Origin of the sequence: Pseudomonas sp. RL_105y_Pfl2_101 (assembly GCF_963970585.1) — a bacterium.
In the GTDB taxonomy this organism is placed as follows: Bacteria; Pseudomonadota; Gammaproteobacteria; order Pseudomonadales; family Pseudomonadaceae; genus Aquipseudomonas.
Window position 1 is genome coordinate 127,991 of record NZ_CAXAPG010000003.1, and the last position, 17,404, is coordinate 145,394.

Consider the following 17,404-nt stretch of genomic DNA (forward strand, 5'->3'; position numbering starts at 1 on the left):
GCTGAATTGCATCAGCTGTGCCAGCCGGGGATCGATTTAAAACCCTTTAAAAACAATCAGTTGAGACGCTAATAATGTCCGGCGTCGTGCAGGCTGCATGAGCGGGGTGCAAAACGCGTTGCACTTTGCGCGGGTGACTAGAGACTTTCGATCTGTTGTCGGACCCGACTGGCGATTGCCAGGCAGGACGTCAGCCCTGGCGATTCGATCCCGAGCAGGTTGATCAACCCTGGCACCCGGTGTTCGGCCTCGCTGCTGATGACAAAGTCGCGGGCCGGTTCGCCGGGGGCAGAGATCTTCGGGCGGATGCCGCTGTAGGCCGGTTGCAGGCTCTGGTCCGGCAGGCCCGGCCAATAATTGCGGATCGCCGGGTAAAACGCTTCGGCCCGGGCCGGATCCACTCGGTAGTCCTCGGACTCGACCCACTCGGTGTCCGGCCCGAAACGCGCCTGGCCGGCCAGGTCCAGCGTCATGTGGATGCCCAGGCCGGCGGCTTCCGGGGCGGGATAGACCAAGTGCCGGAACGGTGCCCGCCCGGTGAGGCTGAAGTAGTTGCCCTTGCACAAAAAGTCCTCGGGCACCGATTGCATCTCCAGGCCTTCGATGCAGCGGGCGAGGGCGGGCGCCTGGAGGCCGGCGGCGTTGATCAGCAGGCGACAGGACAGGGTCATCTGCGCCGTGCCGCCCAATTCCAGCATGAAGCCCCCAGTGATGACGCGAGAGCCCAGTAAAGGCGTGTGGAAAACAATGTCCGCCCCGGCCGCTTCGGCGTCACCCAGCAAGGCCAGCATCAGAGCATGGGAATCGACGATACCGGTGGAAGGCGAATACAGCGCGGCGACACAGGCCAGGGCCGGTTCCAAAGCCTGCGCCTGTTCGTGGTCGAGCAGGCGCAGGTCGTCCACGCCGTTCATCAAGCCCCGCTCGAGCAGTGTTTCGAGTCCGGCCACCTGCGCCTGATCCGTGGCAACGATCAACTTGCCGAGCCGGCGGGTGGCGACGCCATGGCTTTCACAATAGGTGTACAGCCGGTGCCGGCCTTCGACGCACAGCTGCGCCTTGAGACTGCCCGACGGATAATAGATGCCCGCGTGGATGACTTCGGAGTTGCGCGAACTGATGCCCATGCCGATGGCTTCGGCGGCTTCGATCAGCAGCACTTCATGACCGGCTCGGGCCATTTTCCGTGCCACGGCAAGGCCAACGACGCCTGCGCCGACCACCACGCATTCGATATCGACGCTCATCCCTGCCGGACGTCGAATAAAAAAAGATTCTGCGTGACGGCAGTCAGTCCGCTCGAGCCCAAGTCATCGATCCTCACGTGTGTGCCACAGGCGTAGCAGGAAAAGGGTGGAACCGGCTATTTCATAGCGCATTTCGTAGCGCCCCACTTGGATTCTGCGTACGTCTCGAGGTTCGAACTCTTCCAGGCGTTCACCAATGCGCGGGTTAGCCAGCAGAGAGGTTGGCGCGGCCGTGAGTTGTTGCACTGTTCGCGCGGCCGCGGGTTGATTCACCGACGCCAGAAATTCATAAAGTTGAGCAATGTCGGAAAGCGCCTTGCTGGTCCACTTCAACTCCATCAGCGCGGTACCGGCAACGGGGCGTCGTTGCTGAGACTATCGGCCCAAGCCTGGACAGCCTGGTGGTCAATCACTCGGCCAGCGTCAACATCGGCCAAGGCCTCATGGGTCAGGCGGCTTCGCTCCTCCTCCTGCTCGATCCAGGCAGATAGCGCTTGTTTGACGATCCAGTTCCTGGAGCGCTCAAGGCGCTCGGCCATCAGGTCGACTTTTTCGGCCAGGTGCACCGGGACGTGAGCTGTGACCGACCGGGTTTTCGCGGTGGTTGTCATGGTGGATTTCTCTTAGGCAATTGGCAGTACAAGCCAGTCTTCTGAGCAACCGCTTCCGGGGCTACTTACTATCGGTGAATAATACCGAATCTATATTCAGCGAAATGATTAAGAATTAATCATATTGAATAATGGTGAAGCGTCAAGCACTCCGTTCGTAACAGCTCCGGATACTCAAAAGCATGTCGGAACATGCGCAGGTTCCGCAAAGCCGCCTCGAGATTGACTTGTCTGGCCATCCTCAGCACTATCCGACCATGATTTACATACGCCGAATGAACATGATGTGTACCTCCATGACCGCCTCTGGCGGGCCATGAGGTCATGCGTGCATAGAATTTGACGTGTTACCCCCAAGCCCCGCCAGAGATGGACGGGGCTTTTCAGTTCTCCGTCCGAACATGGCTGACGGAGAATGAAATGTTCGAGATTAGACGAGCCAGCCACAGCGATTCCCAGACAGCATTCGACATTCGCCTTCTAGCGATCCGGCATCAATGCATCGGCGCCTATACCCAGGCGCAGCTATTAGCCTGGACAGCTGGTGCGGCCGAGGATGGCTATGACACGCTGATGGAGAAGCACTTCTATCTGGGTTGTATTGATGGAGAGGCGGTGGCGACAGGAATGCTTGACCTGGAGAACAGCGAAATCGGCGCGATCTTTGTGCATCCTGACTTTATGCAGCGAGGTATCGGTAGGAGAGTCCTGGATTACCTCGAATGCCTGGCGCGGGAGTTGGGCCTGGAGGAAGTCAAGCTTGATGCGACTTTGAATGCGGCTGACTTTTACCGACGCTGCGGTTTCGTGGGTGAGGCGCCTGCGATTTACCAATCCCCTTCGGGGCTTCAACTGGCATGTGTTCCCATGGTGAAGAGGCTTTTATAGGCAAGTTTGATTGATCGCATAAGAACTGGAGCAAGAAAGGCTGCGATCACGGGGTTCTGAAAACCCATCATGCCCCAAACGCAAAAACGGCACCCAAAGGTGCCGTTTCTGTTTTCTACGAGCTACCGCTACGCGATCAGCCCGTCAAGCCAGCCTGCTGAACCAGGGTCAGCAACGGCTGTGGGTACACACCGAGGAAGAACGCCAGTGCGGCGATGGCCAGCAGCATCACGCCGCCTGCCTTCTGTTCCCAGTGCAACTCGGCGTCGTGGCGACGCAGGTTCGGTTCCATCAGGTACAGGGTGACCATGACGCGCAGGTAGTAGAACACGCCGATGGCACTGCCCAGCACCAGGGAGCCGACCAGCCACCATTGGTGGGCCTCGACGCCGCTGGCGATGATGTAGAACTTGCCGATGAAGCCGGCGGTCAGTGGGATGCCGGCCAGGGACAGCATCATCACGGTCAGCACGGCGGTCAGGTACGGACGGCGCCAGAACAGGCCGCGGTATTCGTACAGGGCGTCGGCGTCGCGGCCGTTGTACGGCGAGGACATCAGGGTGATCACGCCGAACGCACCGAGGCTGGTGATCACGTAGGTGACCAGGTACACGCCGATGGCTTCCATGGCCAGGCCCTTGCTGGCGATCAGGGCGATCAGCAGGTAGCCGAAGTGGGCGATGGACGAGTAACCCAGCAGACGCTTGAGGTTGCTCTGGGTCAGTGCCAGCAGGTTACCGAACAGGATCGACGCGATGGCGATGATGGTCAGTACGTTGCTCAGCACACCGCTGCTGGCCACTGGCGAGATCTGGAACAGACGCACCATGACCGCGAACACCGCCACTTTCGACGCGGTGGCCAGGAACGCCGCCACTGGCGCCGGGGCGCCTTCGTAGACGTCCGGGGTCCAGAGGTGGAACGGTACCAGCGACAGTTTGAACGCCAGGCCGATCAGCATCATGCCCAGACCCAGTTGCGCGATCGGGCTAGGCAGGCCGGTGGCCGCCAGGGCCTGGCCAATGCCAACGAAACTCAGGGTGCCGGCTTCGGCGTAGAGCAAGGCCATGCCGAACAACAGGAACGCCGAACCGGCTGCCGACAGCACCATGTATTTGATGCCGGCTTCCAGGGAGCGCTTGTTGAAGAAGGCGTAGGCCACCAGGCCGTAGACCGGTACCGAGAGCAGTTCCAGGCCGATGAACAGGCTAGCCAGGTGCTGCGCGCTGACCAGGACCAGGCCACCGGCGGCGGCCATCAGGATCAGCAGGTACAGTTCTTCGCGGTTGCCCGGGTAACCCGAACCGCCATCGCCGAGGTAGGCGTGGGCGAGGGTGACGCAGGCCAGGGTGGCGACCAGGATCAGCGCCATGTACAGGCAGGCGAAGCTGTCGATCTGTATCAGCGGGGTGACCGCCAGGGGCGCGACTTTCAGGGCCGGCAAAATCGACAGCAAGGCCAGGTTCAGCCCCGCCACCGACAGCAGGAAGGTTTGTGAGTGATTGCGCCGCCAGGCGATCGCCAGCATCACCACGATGATCGTGGCGCTGGTGATCAACAGCGGCGCAAGCGCGATAAAGTGTTGAATCGTGAATTCCATAGCGCTCTTACCGGGCCGAAGCGAGTTGAGAGAAGGCGGTGCCGAGCCACTGCTGCACGCCATGCATCGTGGCGGCAGAGGTGTCGAGGAACGGTTGCGGGAAAACGCCGAGGTAAACCAGCAGCACCGCAAGACCAAGCACCATGATCAGTTCGCGACCGTCCATGCCACGCAGCACTTCGTCCGACTTGGTTGGGCCGAAGTAGGCACGGTGGATCATGATCAGCGAGTAGACCGAACCGAACACCAGGCCGGAGGTGGCGATGGCGGTGATCCATGGAGCGCTGGCGAACGTGCCGATCAGGATCAGGAACTCGCCGACGAAGTTGCCAGTGCCTGGCAGGCCCAGGGACGCGGCGGCGAAGAACAGGCTGATGGCCGGCAGGTAGGCGATACGCGACCAGATGCCGCCCATCTCACGCATGTCCCGGGTGTGCAGGCGTTCGTACAACTGGCCGCTGAGGATAAACAGCGCTGCCGCCGACAGGCCGTGAGCCAGCATCTGGATCACCGCGCCTTGCAGGGCGAGCTGGCTGCCGGAGTAGATCCCGATCAGCACGAAGCCCATGTGCGAAACGCTGGAGAACGCGATCAGGCGCTTGATGTCGGTCTGGGCGAACGCCAGGAACGCACCGTAGAAAATCCCGATCAGGCCCAGGGTCATGGCGATCGGCGCGAACTCGGCCGAAGCGTTGGGGAACAGCGGCAGGGCAAAGCGCAGCAGGCCGTAGGCCGCGGTCTTGAGCAAGATACCCGCCAGGTCCACGGAACCTGCGGTCGGCGCCTGGGCGTGAGCGTCGGGCAACCAGGAGTGGAACGGCACCACCGGCAGCTTCACCGCGAAGGCGATGAAGAAGCCGAGCATCAGCACGTACTCGGTGGTCTTGGACATCTGCACTTTCAACAGGTCGGCGTAGTTGAAGGTAATCACGCCGGTGTTGTTGAAGTTGACCAGCACCAGACCAAGGATCGCCACCAGCATGATCAGGCCGGAAGCCTGGGTGAAGATGAAGAACTTGGTCGCCGCGTAGATCCGGGTTTTCTTGCCGTCCGAAGAACTGTGACCCCAGAGCGCGATGAGGAAGTACATCGGCACCAGCATCATTTCCCAGAAGAAGAAGAACATGAACAGGTCCAGCGCCAGGAACACGCCGATCACGCCGCCCAGGATCCACATCAGGTTCAGGTGGAAGAAACCGACGTGACGCTGGATCTCTTTCCAGGAGCAGAGTACCGAGAGGATACCCAGCAGGCCGGTCAGCAGGATCATCAGCAGCGACAGGCCGTCGAGGGCCAGGTGCACGCTGATACCGAAGCGTTCGATCCAGATGTGCTTGAACTCAAGCGCCCAGGTCGGATCGGCACCAGGGGCCGGTGCAAATGAATAGTCGCCGGTCGCCCACAGCCAGAGGCCGAGCGCGAGTTCCAGGGACATGGTCAGCAGCGCAATCCAGCGCGGGAGCGTGGAGCTGGAGCGCTCCGCGATCCAGCACAGCAGGCCGCCGATGAAGGGGATCAGGATTAGCCAGGGCAGAATCATGACGGGCTCGTTTCCTTTCGCAAGTTCGCAAGGTTCATATCAGACCGCTACCAGCACGATGGCGCCGATAACCAGCACGGCGCCAGCCGCCATGGAAGCCGCATACCAACGCAGTTGACCGGTCTCGGTACGGCTCAGGGCAGTGTGGCCGCCCTTGGCCATGCGCGGGATCAGGCCAATGGTCTGGTCGAGCGGGTCTTTGCGCAGAATGTGGCTGATCGCAAGGTATGGCTTGACGAACAGTTTGTCGTAGATCCAGTCGAAGCCCCAGGCGGCGAACCACCAGGCCGAAAGGAATCGCCCGATGCCGCTGTTGGCGATCGCCGTGACGAAACGACGCTTGCCCAGGAACAGCAGGGCGGCCAGCAGGATACCCGACAGGGCAATGGCGCCCGAGGCGATTTCCAGGCTGTGCTTGGCTTCGCCGCCGGCATGGCCGACGCTTTGCGGCAGCACATCGGCCAGCGGTGGGGTGATCAAGGCGCCGACGAAGGTCGACAGCACGATCAGCACCGACAGTGGCAGCCAGTGAGCAATGCCGTGGCCGGCATGGGCTTCGGTCTTGGCTTCACCATGGAACGCGATGAAGATTAGGCGGAAGGTGTACAGCGAGGTCATGAACGCACCCACCAGGCCGGCATAGAGCAGCGCCTGGTTACCGCTGGCGAACGCTTCCCAGAGGATCTCGTCCTTGGAGTAGAAACCGGCGGTGACCAATGGCAGGGCCGCCAGGGCCGCGCCGCCGACGATGAAACTGGCGTAGGCCAACGGCAGTTTCTTCCACAGGCCGCCCATCTTGAAGATGTTCTGCTCGTGGTGGCAGGCAACGATCACCGCACCGGAAGCAAGGAACAGCAGCGCCTTGAAGAAGGCATGGGTCATCAGGTGGAAGATCGCGCCTTCCCAGGCACCAACGCCCAGGGCCAGGAACATGTAGCCGATCTGGCTCATGGTCGAGTAGGCGAGGATGCGCTTGATGTCGGTCTGTACCAGGGCGGCAAAACCGGCCAGTACCAGGGTCACGCCGCCGACGATGCCGACCAGGTGCAGGATGTCCGGCGCCAGGGCGAACAGGCCGTGGGTACGGGCGATCAGGTAGACACCGGCGGTCACCATGGTCGCGGCGTGGATCAGTGCCGAGACCGGGGTAGGGCCGGCCATCGCGTCCGCCAACCAGGTTTGCAGCGGCAGTTGCGCGGATTTACCGACGGCGCCGCCCAGCAGCATCAGGGTCGCCAGGACGATCCAGAAGTCACCGACCTTGAAGTGCTCGGGTGCCTTGACCAGCAGTTCCTGGATGTTCAGCGTGCCCAGTTGCTGGAACAGGATGAACAGGCCGATGGCCATGAACACGTCGCCGATCCGGGTGACGATGAACGCCTTGAGTGCGGCATTCCCGTTGTTGCGGTTGCTGTAGTAGAAACCGATCAACAGGTACGAGCACAGGCCCACGCCTTCCCAGCCGAAGTACAGGAACAACAGGTTATCGCCGAGCACCAGGAACAGCATGCTAGCGATGAACAGGTTGGTGTAGGCGAAGAAACGCGAATAACCGGCTTCACCGCGCATGTACCAGGAGGCGAACAGGTGGATCAGGAAACCCACGCCGACCACCACGCCGAGCATGGTGATGGACAGGCCGTCCAGGTAGAGGGCGAAGTTCGGTGTGAAGCCTTCAACGGCCATCCACTGCCACAGCACCTGCACGTACCTGCCACCTTCCGGTGGGGCGACGTTGAATTGCCAGATCACGTAGGCCGTGACGATGGCAGACAGGCCGATGGAACCCACGCCAACCAGTGCCGAAAGATTTTCCGACCAGCGTCCACGAGAGAACGACAGCAGCAGGAAACCAATGAGGGGGAATACGAAAGTCAGAAAGAGTAGGTTCATCCGCGCATCTCGCTGGCAGCGTCGATATCGAGAGTGTGGAAGCGGCGATACAACTGCAACAGGATCGCCAGGCCGATACTGGCCTCGGCGGCTGCCAGGCTGATCACCAGGATGAACATGATCTGTCCATCCGGCTGCGCCCAGCGAGCGCCCGCGACGATGAAAGCCAGGGCGGAGGCATTCATCATGACCTCCAGGCTCATCAGCACGAACAGAATGTTGCGGCGGACCATCAGGCCAACCAGACCGAGGCAGAACAGGATGCCGGCAACCGCCAGACCATGCTCGAGAGGGATAGCAGGCATGTGATTACTCCTTCGCCTCGTTACGGCCCAAATGGAACGCCGTGACGGCTGCGGCAAGCAGCAACATCGAGGCGAGTTCGACCACCAGCAGGTACGGACCGAACAGGCTGATGCCCACGGCCTTGGCGTCTACGGTGGTGTGGCCGATGGCCTGGCCGCTCTGATGAGCGAACAGGACATACAGCAGTTCACCCAGCAGCAGGGCGGACAGGATCACCGGTCCCGCCCAGATGCCAGGCTTGAGCCAGGAGCGTTCCTGCTGGACCGCGGCCGGGCCGAGGTTGAGCATCATCACCACGAACACGAACAGCACCATGATGGCGCCGGCGTAGGCGATCACTTCCAGGGCACCGGCGAACGGTGCACCGAGGGCGAAGAAGGTCATGGCCACGGCGATCAGCGAAATGATCAGGTAGAGCAGGGCGTGCACAGGGTTGGTGTTGGTGACCACACGAAGCGTGGACACCACCGCGATACCCGATGCGAAATAGAAAGCGAATTCCATCTTTCTTCCTTAAGGCAGCAAGCTCTTCACGTTGATCGGTTCGGCTTCGTTCTGCGCGGCGCCTTTTGGCTTACCGGCAATGGCCATACCTGCAACACGATAGAAGTTGTAATCAGGGTTTTTACCGGGACCGGAAATCAGCAGATCTTCTTTCTCGTACACCAGGTCCTGACGTTTGAACTCGGCCATTTCAAAATCCGGCGTGAGCTGGATAGCGGTGGTCGGGCAGGCTTCCTCGCAGAGGCCGCAGAAAATGCAGCGCGAGAAGTTGATGCGGAAGAAGTCCGGGTACCAGCGACCGTCTTCGGTTTCAGCTTTCTGCAGCGAGATGCAACCCACCGGGCATGCCACGGCGCACAGGTTGCAAGCCACGCAACGCTCTTCGCCGTCGGGGTCGCGGGTCAGGACGATGCGGCCACGATAGCGCGGTGCCAGGTAGACCGGCTCTTCCGGGTATTGCAGGGTGTCGCGCTTGCGAAAGCCATGGCCGAAGATCATGACCAGGCTTCGCAGTTGGGTACCGGTACCCTTAACGATGTCGCCAATATATTTGAACATGGGTCAAATCCTCACTGAACCGCGGCCGCAGGCGCGTTCATCAAAACGATCGCAGCGGTCACCAGCATGTTGATCAGGGTCAGCGGCAGGCAGAATTTCCAGCTGAAGTCCATCACCTGGTCGTAGCGTGGGCGCGGGATCGAGGCGCGCAACAGGACGAACAGCATGATGAAGAACGCGGTCTTCAGGGCGAACCAGACGAAGGAAAGTTGCGGCAGGATGCCGAACGGACCGTGCCAGCCACCGAAGAACAGCGTTACCAGCAGCGCCGAGATCAGGATGATGCCGATGTATTCACCGACGAAGAACATGCCCCATTTCATGCCGGCGTATTCAATGTGGTAACCGTCGGCCAGTTCCTGCTCCGCTTCCGGCTGGTCGAAGGGGTGACGGTGAGTCACGGCCACGCCAGCGATGAAGAAGGTACAGAAACCGAAGAACTGCGGAATGATGAACCACAGGTTCTGGGCCTGGTACTCGACGATGTCGCGCATGTTGAACGAGCCGGCCTGGATCACGATGCCCATGAGCGCCAGGCCCATGAACACTTCGTAGGACACGGTCTGGGCCGAGGCCCGCAGGCTGCCCAGCAGGGCGAACTTGTTGTTGCTCGACCAGCCGGCGAACAGCACCGCGTACACCGACAGGCCGGCCATGGCGAAGAAGAACAGCAGGCCGATGTTCAGGTCCGCCACACCCCAGGTCGGGGTGATCGGGATGATCGCGAAGGCGATCAGCAAGGCGCTCATGGCCACGACCGGTGCCAGGGTGAAGATCACCTTGTCGGCAAACGGTGGCGTCCAGTCTTCCTTGAAGAACATCTTGATCATGTCGGCGGCGATCTGGAACATGCCGAACGGGCCGACGCGGTTCGGACCGTAGCGGTCCTGCCACCAGCCCAGCAGGCGACGTTCGACGAAGCTCAACAGTGCGCCTGCGACCACCACGGCCAGCAGAATCACGATGGCCTTGAGGACCGTCAGGATCACAGCGATCACTTCAGGGGTGAACCAGCTCATAGCGCTGCCTCCTGCAGACCGTCGACGGTTTTGCCGAAAATCGCTGGCGGGATGCCTTCCAGGCCGGCCGGCAGGGCCACCAGGCCGGCGCCCAGTTCTTCATTGATGCGCAGCGGCAGACGCAAGGTCTGGCCGGCCACGTTCAGGCTCAGCAGGGCACCGTCGTTGACGCCCAGGCGGTCGGCTTCGGACTTGGCCAGCGACACGTAGGCGGCCGGGATGCGTTCCTGCACCGGTGCGGCCTTGGAAGAGTTCTCTTCGCTGCCGAACAGGTGATGGAACGGCACGACCTGCCAGGTGCCCGGTGCCGGGTTGAAGGCGCGCGGTACGCTGGCGAACCAGCTCAGGCCATCGCCTTGGCTTTCGATCAGGCGGGTGCCCGGGTCACCGGCACGCAGGTGACCACCGACTTCGTCCTGGAACTTGTTCCAGGCTTGCGGCGAGTTCCAGCCCGGCGACCAGGCGAACGGCACTTGCGAGCGCGGTTCGGCGGAGCCCGAGTAACCTTCCATGGAGAACGAGAACGCGGTGTCGTTGTCCTGGGAGGTGCGCGGTTCGTGAACGCTGATGTCAGCGCGCATGGCGGTGCGACCGGAGTAGCGCAGCGGTTCGCGCGCCAGCTTCAGGCCTTTGATGCGGAACGCGGCGGACGGTGCGGCGTCGACGATGGCGGCCAGTTGCTGGCTGCTCGAAGCGACGGCGGCGGTAACGTGGTCCAGTTGCGTCCAGTCGATCGGCTGGTCCAGCAGGGTGGCGCGCAGGGCATGCAGCCAGCGCCAGCCTTCGTGGACCAAGATGCTGGCGTCCAGGTAAGTCGGGTCGAAGACCTGGAAGAAGCGCTGGGCGCGACCTTCCTGGCTGACCAGCGTACCGTCGCCTTCGGCGAAGCTCGCCGCCGGCAGCACCAGGTGGGCGCGGTCGGTGGTGGCGGTTTTCTGATGGTCGGCGACAATCAGCACTTTCGCGGCGTTCAGGGCGGCGTCCACCCGGGCCTTGTCGGTGCGGGTGTACAGGTCGTTTTCCAGCACCACGATGGCGTCGGCGCTGCCGTCGATCACCGCTTGCAGTGCGGCGTCCACCGATTCGCCGCCGAGCATGGCCAGGCCGAGGCTGTTGGCTTCCGGCACGATCAGGCTGATGGAACCGTTCTTCTCGCGCAGCTTCAAGGCCTTGGCGATGTTGGCCGCGGCTTCGATCAGCGCCTTGGAACCCAAGGAGGTACCGGCGATGATCAATGGACGCTTGGCCGCCAGCAGGGCGTCGGCGATGCGTTGGGCCAGGGCGGCCGCTTCGCTGTCCAGGCCGTCGACGGCCGGGGCGCTGGCGTCCAGGGCGTGGGCCACGGCGAAACCGATGCGGGCCAGGTCGTCAGGGGCAGCGTGGACACATTCTTCGGCCACGTCGTCGAGCTTGGTTTGCGCAAGGCTGGCGATGAACAGCGGGTTCAGCGCGTGCTGGCCGATATTCTTCACGGCGGCATCGAGCCATGGCTGCACGCGCATGGCGTCGGCCATGTCTTCGGCCTTGCCCTTGACCGACTGGCGCAGGGCCAGGGCCATGCGGGCGGCGGTCTGGGTCAGGTCTTCGCCAAGGACGAATACCGCGTCGTGGTCTTCGATGTCGCGCATGTTCGGCACGGGCAGCGGGCTGTCCTTGAGCACTTGCAGCACCAGGCGGATGCGATCCAGCTCACCGGCTTCGATGCCACTGTAGAAGTGCTCGGCGCCGACCAGCTCACGCAGGGCGTAGTTGCTTTCCAGGCTGGCCCGTGGCGAACCGATGCCGACGATGTTGCGACCGCGCAGCAGTTCGGCGGCCTTGTCCAAGGCTTGGTCCAGGCTCAGCTTGGCGCCACCCGCCAGCTGCGGCTGGCGTGGACGATCCTTGCGGTTGACGTAGCCATAGCCGAAACGGCCACGGTCACACAGGAAGTACTGGTTGACCGAACCGTTGAAGCGGTTTTCGATGCGACGCAGCTCACCGTAGCGCTCGCCCGGGGAGATGTTGCACCCGCTGGAGCAGCCATGGCAGATGCTCGGCGAGAACTGCATATCCCACTTGCGGTTGTAACGCTCGGAGTGAGTCTTGTCGGTGAACACACCGGTCGGGCAGACCTCGGTGAGGTTGCCGGAGAACTCGCTTTCCAGGGTGCCGTCTTCAACGCGACCGAAGTACACGTTGTCGTGGGCACCGAACACGCCCAGGTCGGTGCCGCCGGCGTAGTCCTTGTAGAAACGCACGCAGCGGTAGCAGGCGATGCAGCGGTTCATTTCGTGGGAAATGAACGGGCCGAGGTCCTGGTTCTGGTGAGTGCGCTTGGTGAAGCGATAGCGGCGCTCGTTGTGGCCGGTCATCACCGTCATGTCTTGCAGGTGGCAGTGGCCGCCTTCCTCACAGACCGGGCAGTCGTGAGGGTGGTTGGTCATCAGCCATTCGACGACGCTGGCGCGAAACACTTTCGCTTCTTCGTCGTCGATGGAGATCCAGCTGCCGTCGGTGGCGGGGGTCATGCAGGACATGACGATCCGACCACGCTTGTCGTTTTCGTCGGTGTACTGCTTGACCGCGCACTGGCGACAAGCGCCAACGCTGCCAAGGGCGGGGTGCCAGCAGAAATAAGGAATGTCGAGGCCCAGCGACAGACATGCCTGTAACAGGTTGTCTGCGCCATCGACTTCGAGCTCTTTGCCGTCTACGTGGATAGTGGCCATGGTTCAAAGTTCTTCGTTGGCCCGGTGTCAGCGGGCGTGGCTAATGGAATCTTGTTATTCGCGTGAATCAACACAGCCGTTTACGGCGTCATCACACGAAAAGACGAAGGGCACGGACCCTTCGCCTTTTTAAGCGTTTACGCGCCGACTACGATCGGCTTTGCCAGAGGCGGGACGACGGCGCTGATGGGCGCGATGCCGGCTTCGAACTCTGGACGGAAGTATTTGATGGCGCTGCCCAACGGCTCCACGGCACCCGGTGCGTGAGCACAGAAGGTCTTGCCTGGGCCGAGGAAACCCACCAGACCCAGCAGGGTCTCGATGTCGCCGGGTTGGCCCTCACCTTTCTCGATGGCCATCAGCAGCTTGACGCTCCAGGGCAAGCCATCACGGCAAGGGGTGCAGAAACCGCAGGATTCGCGAGCGAAGAACTGCTCCATGTTGCGCAGCAGCGACACCATGTTGACGCTGTCGTCCACCGCCATCGCCAGGCCGGTACCCATGCGGGTGCCGACCTTGGCGATGCCGCCGGCGTACATTTGGGCGTCCAGGTGTTCCGGCAACAGGAACCCGGTACCGGCGCCGCCAGGCTGCCAGCACTTGAGCGTGTAGCCATCGCGCATGCCGCCGGCGTAGTCTTCGAACAGCTCGCGACCGGTGACGCCGAACGGCAGTTCCCACAGGCCAGGGTTCTTGACCTTGCCGGAGAAGCCCATGAGCTTGGTGCCCATGTCTTCGCTGCCGTCGCGGGCCAGGGATTTGTACCAGTCCACGCCGTCGGCGATGATCGCCGGCACGTTGCACAGCGTCTCGACGTTGTTCACGCAGGTCGGCTTGCCCCACACGCCGACGGCGGCAGGGAAGGGCGGCTTGGAGCGTGGGTTGGCGCGGCGGCCTTCCAGGGAGTTGATCAGCGCGGTTTCTTCACCGCAGATGTAGCGCCCGGCACCGGTGTGGACGAACAGCTCGAAATCGAAACCGCTGCCCAGGATGTTCTTGCCCAAGAGGCCGGCGGCCTTGGCTTCTTCCACGGCACGGTTCAGGTGCTTGGCGGCGGTGGTGTATTCGCCGCGCAGGAAGATATAGCCACGGTAGGTTTTCAGCGCGCGGGCGCTGATCAGCATGCCTTCGATCAGCAGATGGGGCAGTTGCTCCATCAGCATGCGGTCCTTCCAGGTGTTGGGCTCCATTTCATCCGCGTTGCACAGCAGGTAGCGGATGTTGATGGACTCGTCCTTGGGCATCAGCCCCCACTTCACACCCGTGGGGAAGCCCGCGCCGCCACGGCCCTTGAGGCCGGCGTCTTTCACGGTCTGGACGATGTCGTCCTGAGCCATGTCGCTGAACGCCTTGCGCGCGGCGGCGTAGCCGTTCTTGGCCTGGTACTCGTCCAGCCATACGGCTTCGCCGTCGTCACGCAGGCGCCAGGTCAGGGGATGGGTTTCGGCCGAACGCTGGATGCGGTTGGCGGGCCCGAAGGAAGTCAGGGTCATACGTAGCCCTCCAGCAATTTGGCGACGCCGTCAGGCTGGACGTCACCGAAGGTGTCGTCGTCGATCATCAGCGCTGGCGCCTTGTCGCAGTTGCCCAGGCAGCACACCGGCAGCAGGGTGAAGCGGCCGTCGGCGGTGGTCTGGCCCAGGCCGATGCCCAGCTTGCTCTGGATCTCGCCGACCACCGATTCGTGGCCGCCGATGTAGCAGACCATGCTGTCGCAGACACGAATGATGTGACGGCCCACTGGCTGGCGGAAAATCTGGCTGTAGAAGGTGGCCACGCCTTCGACGTCGCTGGCCGGGATGCCGAGGATCTCGCCGATGGCGTAGAGCGCGCCGTCAGGCACCCAGCCACGTTCCTTCTGGACGATCTTCAGGGCTTCGATCGACGCCGCGCGCGGGTCTTCGTAGTGATGCAGCTCGTGCTCGATGGCCGAGCGCTCGGTTTCGCTCAGGGCGAAACGGTCTGTCTGGATAAGCGTGCTGTTCATGCTTAGCGGTCCACGTCGGCCATAACGAAATCGATACTACCCAGGTACGCAATCATGTCCGCGACCATGCTGCCTTTGATCACCGAAGGGATCTGTTGCAGGTGTGGGAAGCTTGGGGTGCGAATCCGGGTGCGGTAGCTCATGGTGCCGCCATCGCTCGTCAGGTAATAACTGTTGATGCCCTTGGTCGCTTCGATCATCTGGAAGGATTCGTTGGCCGGCATGACCGGGCCCCACGAAACCTGCAGGAAGTGCGTGATCAGGGTCTCGATGTGTTGCAGCGTGCGCTCTTTTGGCGGTGGCGTGGTCAGCGGGTGGTCCGCCTTGTACGGGCCTTCCGGCATGTTGCGCATGCATTGGTCGATGATCTTGATGCTCTGGCGCATTTCCTCGACACGAACCATGCAGCGATCGTAGGCATCGCCATTGGCGGCCAGCGGTACTTCGAACTCGAAGTTCTCGTAGCCGGAGTAAGGACGCGCCTTGCGCAGGTCGAAGTCGCAACCGGTGGAACGCAGGCCGGCACCGGTGACGCCCCATTCCAGGGCCTCTTTGGTGTTGTAGGCGGCGACCCCGATGGTACGACCCTTGAGGATGCTGTTCTGCAGGGCGGCCTTGGTGTATTCGTCCAGGCGCTTGGGCATCCACTCGACGAAGTCCTTGACCAATTTCTCCCAGCCGCGTGGCAGGTCGTGGGCAACGCCGCCGATGCGGTACCAGGCCGGGTGCAGGCGGAAACCGGTGATGGCTTCGATCACCGTGTAAGCCTTCTGGCGGTCGGTGAAGGTGAAGAACACCGGAGTCATGGCCCCCACGTCCTGGATATAGGTGCCCAGGAACAGCAGGTGGCTGGTGATACGGAAGAACTCGGCCATCATGATGCGGATGACGTCGACCTTCTCCGGTACCTTGATCCCGGCCAGTTTCTCCACCGACAGCACGTACGGCAGGTTGTTCATCACGCCGCCGAGGTAGTCGATGCGGTCGGTGTACGGGATGAAGCTGTGCCAGGACTGGCGCTCGGCCATTTTTTCGGCACCACGGTGGTGGTAACCGATGTCAGGCACGCAATCGACGATCTCTTCGCCGTCCAGCTGCAAGATGATGCGGAACGCACCGTGGGCCGAAGGGTGGTTCGGGCCGAGGTTGAGGAACATGTAGTCCTCGTTGGCGCCCGAACGCTTCATGCCCCAGTCTTCGGGCTTGAAGCGTGCGGCTTCTTCCTCGAGCTGTTGCTTGGCCAGGGACAGGCTGAACGGGTCGAACTCGGTGGCACGAGCCGGGAAGTCCTTGCGCAGCGGGTGACCGTCCCAGGTCGGCGGCATCATGATGCGGGTCAGGTGCGGGTGGCCGGGGAAGTCAATTCCGTACATGTCCCAGACTTCGCGCTCGTACCAGTTGGCGTTCGGCCATATGCCGGTCACGGTCGGCACGCTAAGGTCGCTCTCGGATAAGGCGACTTTGATCATGACGTCACTATTACGTTCGATCGACATCAGGTGATAGAACACGGTGAAGTCGACGCCGTCGGGCAGCCCTTGACGCTTGGTGCGCAGGCGCTCGTCCACGCCGTGCAGGTCATAGAGCATGACGTACGGCTTGGGCAGGTTGCGCAGGAAAGTCAGGACTTCGACGAGTTTGGCGCGGGCAACCCAAAGCACCGGCATGCCGGTGCGGGTCGGCTGGGCGGTGAACGCCTCGGGGCCAAAACGGTTGTTCAGTTCGACGACCACATCCTGGTCGTCTGCCTTGTAAGGCGGGATGTACAGAGCACTGCCTGTAGTCATGGTTATTTATCGCTTTCGGTCAACGTAAAGAATGAAGCCAGGTTCTCGTTTCTTGTAGAGGAACAGAGCTGGATCAGACTTCGTCGGGGCTGCGCAGGTTGGTGACTGCGATACGCTGTTCGCGGCGCTGTTCCTTTTGCGATGGCATGTCGGCGCGATAGACGCCTTGATCGCCAACGACCCAGGACAGTGGGCGACGCTCCTGGCCAATCGACTCCTGCAACAACATCAGGCCTTGCAGGAAAGCTTCAGGGCGAGGCGGGCAGCCGGGCACGTAGACGTCCACGGGCAGGAACTTGTCCACCCCTTGAACGACGGAGTAGATGTCGTACATGCCACCGGAGTTGGCGCACGAACCCATGGAGATAACCCACTTGGGCTCGAGCATTTGCTCGTAGAGACGCTGGATGATCGGCGCCATCTTGATGAAGCAGGTACCGGCGATAACCATGAAATCCGCCTGGCGTGGCGATGCCCGGATCACTTCGGCGCCAAAGCGCGCGATGTCGTGGGGCGCCGTGAAGGCGGTGGTCATTTCCACGTAGCAGCACGAAAGGCCGAAGTTGTACGGCCACAGGGAGTTCTTGCGACCCCAGTTGACCGTGCTGTTCAGCACGTCTTCGAGCTTGCCCATGAAGATGTTTTTGTGGACTTGATCTTCTAACGGATCGGCGACGGTTTCCCGTTCGCCAATCGGATACTGCTCGTTAGGAGCATCGGGGTCGATCCTGGTGAGATTGTATTGCATTGCCA

Annotated in this window: 16 protein-coding genes; 1 reads left to right on the forward strand and 15 read right to left on the reverse strand. The window is 61.9% G+C overall.

From position 1 onward, the window contains the following. Positions 1–137: 137 nt before the first annotated feature. The 3 genes from AACY31_RS05465 to AACY31_RS05475 form a co-directional block, all read right to left on the reverse strand. Positions 138–1,247: an NAD(P)/FAD-dependent oxidoreductase gene (locus tag AACY31_RS05465; RefSeq protein WP_339504073.1), complete on the reverse strand. Its 1,110-nt coding sequence runs from the start codon at positions 1,245–1,247 to the stop codon at positions 138–140. Between the two features lie 63 nt (positions 1,248–1,310). Beyond that, the gene (locus AACY31_RS05470) at positions 1,311–1,586 is read right to left on the reverse strand and encodes a type II toxin-antitoxin system RelE/ParE family toxin (RefSeq protein WP_339481798.1); all 276 of its coding nucleotides are present in this window, start codon (positions 1,584–1,586) and stop codon (positions 1,311–1,313) included. Further along, entirely contained in the window at positions 1,586–1,858 is a 273-nt protein-coding gene (locus AACY31_RS05475) for a CopG family ribbon-helix-helix protein (protein WP_339481796.1), read from the reverse strand. The genes AACY31_RS05470 and AACY31_RS05475 overlap by 1 nt, the downstream gene beginning before the upstream one ends. A 420-nt stretch (positions 1,859–2,278) precedes the next feature. Between AACY31_RS05475 and AACY31_RS05480 the strand changes: the two genes are divergently transcribed. Then, positions 2,279–2,746, forward strand: a complete 468-nt coding sequence (locus tag AACY31_RS05480) for a GNAT family N-acetyltransferase (RefSeq protein WP_339481794.1) — start codon at positions 2,279–2,281, stop codon at positions 2,744–2,746. Between the two features lie 136 nt (positions 2,747–2,882). On the opposite strand, the gene nuoN is transcribed toward AACY31_RS05480, so the two are convergent. From nuoN to AACY31_RS05540, 12 genes are all read right to left on the reverse strand, one after another. Next, positions 2,883–4,346 carry an NADH-quinone oxidoreductase subunit NuoN gene (nuoN, locus tag AACY31_RS05485; protein ID WP_339481793.1) on the reverse strand — a complete coding sequence of 488 codons (1,464 nt, stop codon included), beginning with the start codon at positions 4,344–4,346 and terminating at the stop codon, positions 2,883–2,885. 7 nt (positions 4,347–4,353) lie between these two features. Continuing rightward, entirely contained in the window at positions 4,354–5,886 is a 1,533-nt protein-coding gene (gene nuoM, locus AACY31_RS05490) for an NADH-quinone oxidoreductase subunit M (protein WP_339481792.1), read from the reverse strand. A gap of 39 nt (positions 5,887–5,925) precedes the next feature. Continuing rightward, complete coding sequence (gene nuoL / locus AACY31_RS05495; protein ID WP_339481790.1) at positions 5,926–7,779, reverse strand: NADH-quinone oxidoreductase subunit L; 1,854 nt, start codon at positions 7,777–7,779, stop codon at positions 5,926–5,928. Beyond that, entirely contained in the window at positions 7,776–8,084 is a 309-nt protein-coding gene (gene nuoK, locus AACY31_RS05500; protein ID WP_003180046.1) for an NADH-quinone oxidoreductase subunit NuoK, read from the reverse strand. The genes nuoL and nuoK overlap by 4 nt, the downstream gene beginning before the upstream one ends. Positions 8,085–8,088: 4 nt before the next feature. Further along, positions 8,089–8,589 (reverse strand): NADH-quinone oxidoreductase subunit J, encoded by a 501-nt coding sequence (nuoJ, locus tag AACY31_RS05505; protein ID WP_003203382.1) that lies wholly within the window; start codon positions 8,587–8,589, stop codon positions 8,089–8,091. A gap of 9 nt (positions 8,590–8,598) precedes the next feature. After that, positions 8,599–9,147: an NADH-quinone oxidoreductase subunit NuoI gene (nuoI, locus tag AACY31_RS05510; protein WP_003180051.1), complete on the reverse strand. Its 549-nt coding sequence runs from the start codon at positions 9,145–9,147 to the stop codon at positions 8,599–8,601. 11 nt (positions 9,148–9,158) lie between these two features. After that, positions 9,159–10,166 (reverse strand): NADH-quinone oxidoreductase subunit NuoH, encoded by a 1,008-nt coding sequence (gene nuoH / locus AACY31_RS05515; RefSeq protein ID WP_024617389.1) that lies wholly within the window; start codon positions 10,164–10,166, stop codon positions 9,159–9,161. Next, positions 10,163–12,877: an NADH-quinone oxidoreductase subunit NuoG gene (gene nuoG / locus AACY31_RS05520; protein ID WP_339492778.1), complete on the reverse strand. Its 2,715-nt coding sequence runs from the start codon at positions 12,875–12,877 to the stop codon at positions 10,163–10,165. Before nuoG ends, nuoH begins: the two co-directional genes overlap by 4 nt. A 137-nt stretch (positions 12,878–13,014) precedes the next feature. After that, a complete protein-coding gene (nuoF, locus tag AACY31_RS05525; RefSeq protein ID WP_339481785.1) occupies positions 13,015–14,370 on the reverse strand; it encodes an NADH-quinone oxidoreductase subunit NuoF in 1,356 nt (451 codons plus the stop codon). Next, the gene (gene nuoE / locus AACY31_RS05530; RefSeq protein WP_014337676.1) at positions 14,367–14,864 is read right to left on the reverse strand and encodes an NADH-quinone oxidoreductase subunit NuoE; all 498 of its coding nucleotides are present in this window, start codon (positions 14,862–14,864) and stop codon (positions 14,367–14,369) included. Before nuoE ends, nuoF begins: the two co-directional genes overlap by 4 nt. Positions 14,865–14,866: 2 nt before the next feature. After that, a complete protein-coding gene (gene nuoC / locus AACY31_RS05535; RefSeq protein WP_339481782.1) occupies positions 14,867–16,651 on the reverse strand; it encodes an NADH-quinone oxidoreductase subunit C/D in 1,785 nt (594 codons plus the stop codon). Between the two features lie 73 nt (positions 16,652–16,724). Then, a complete protein-coding gene (locus AACY31_RS05540; protein WP_013693708.1) occupies positions 16,725–17,399 on the reverse strand; it encodes a NuoB/complex I 20 kDa subunit family protein in 675 nt (224 codons plus the stop codon). Positions 17,400–17,404 lie beyond the last annotated feature (5 nt).

Bases quoted from the DNA above. Each gene is read 5' to 3' on its own strand.
- AACY31_RS05465 (WP_339504073.1), bottom strand. From the start codon at position 1,247: ATGAGCGTCGATATCGAATGCGTGGTGGTCGGCGCAGGCGTCGTTGGC.
- AACY31_RS05470 (WP_339481798.1), bottom strand. From the start codon at position 1,586: ATGGAGTTGAAGTGGACCAGCAAGGCGCTTTCCGACATTGCTCAACTT.
- AACY31_RS05475 (WP_339481796.1), bottom strand. From the start codon at position 1,858: ATGACAACCACCGCGAAAACCCGGTCGGTCACAGCTCACGTCCCGGTG.
- AACY31_RS05480 (WP_339481794.1), top strand. From the start codon at position 2,279: ATGTTCGAGATTAGACGAGCCAGCCACAGCGATTCCCAGACAGCATTC.
- nuoN (WP_339481793.1), bottom strand. From the start codon at position 4,346: ATGGAATTCACGATTCAACACTTTATCGCGCTTGCGCCGCTGTTGATC.
- nuoM (WP_339481792.1), bottom strand. From the start codon at position 5,886: ATGATTCTGCCCTGGCTAATCCTGATCCCCTTCATCGGCGGCCTGCTG.
- nuoL (WP_339481790.1), bottom strand. From the start codon at position 7,779: ATGAACCTACTCTTTCTGACTTTCGTATTCCCCCTCATTGGTTTCCTG.
- nuoK (WP_003180046.1), bottom strand. From the start codon at position 8,084: ATGCCTGCTATCCCTCTCGAGCATGGTCTGGCGGTTGCCGGCATCCTG.
- nuoJ (WP_003203382.1), bottom strand. From the start codon at position 8,589: ATGGAATTCGCTTTCTATTTCGCATCGGGTATCGCGGTGGTGTCCACG.
- nuoI (WP_003180051.1), bottom strand. From the start codon at position 9,147: ATGTTCAAATATATTGGCGACATCGTTAAGGGTACCGGTACCCAACTG.
- nuoH (WP_024617389.1), bottom strand. From the start codon at position 10,166: ATGAGCTGGTTCACCCCTGAAGTGATCGCTGTGATCCTGACGGTCCTC.
- nuoG (WP_339492778.1), bottom strand. From the start codon at position 12,877: ATGGCCACTATCCACGTAGACGGCAAAGAGCTCGAAGTCGATGGCGCA.
- nuoF (WP_339481785.1), bottom strand. From the start codon at position 14,370: ATGACCCTGACTTCCTTCGGGCCCGCCAACCGCATCCAGCGTTCGGCC.
- nuoE (WP_014337676.1), bottom strand. From the start codon at position 14,864: ATGAACAGCACGCTTATCCAGACAGACCGTTTCGCCCTGAGCGAAACC.
- nuoC (WP_339481782.1), bottom strand. From the start codon at position 16,651: ATGACTACAGGCAGTGCTCTGTACATCCCGCCTTACAAGGCAGACGAC.
- AACY31_RS05540 (WP_013693708.1), bottom strand. From the start codon at position 17,399: ATGCAATACAATCTCACCAGGATCGACCCCGATGCTCCTAACGAGCAG.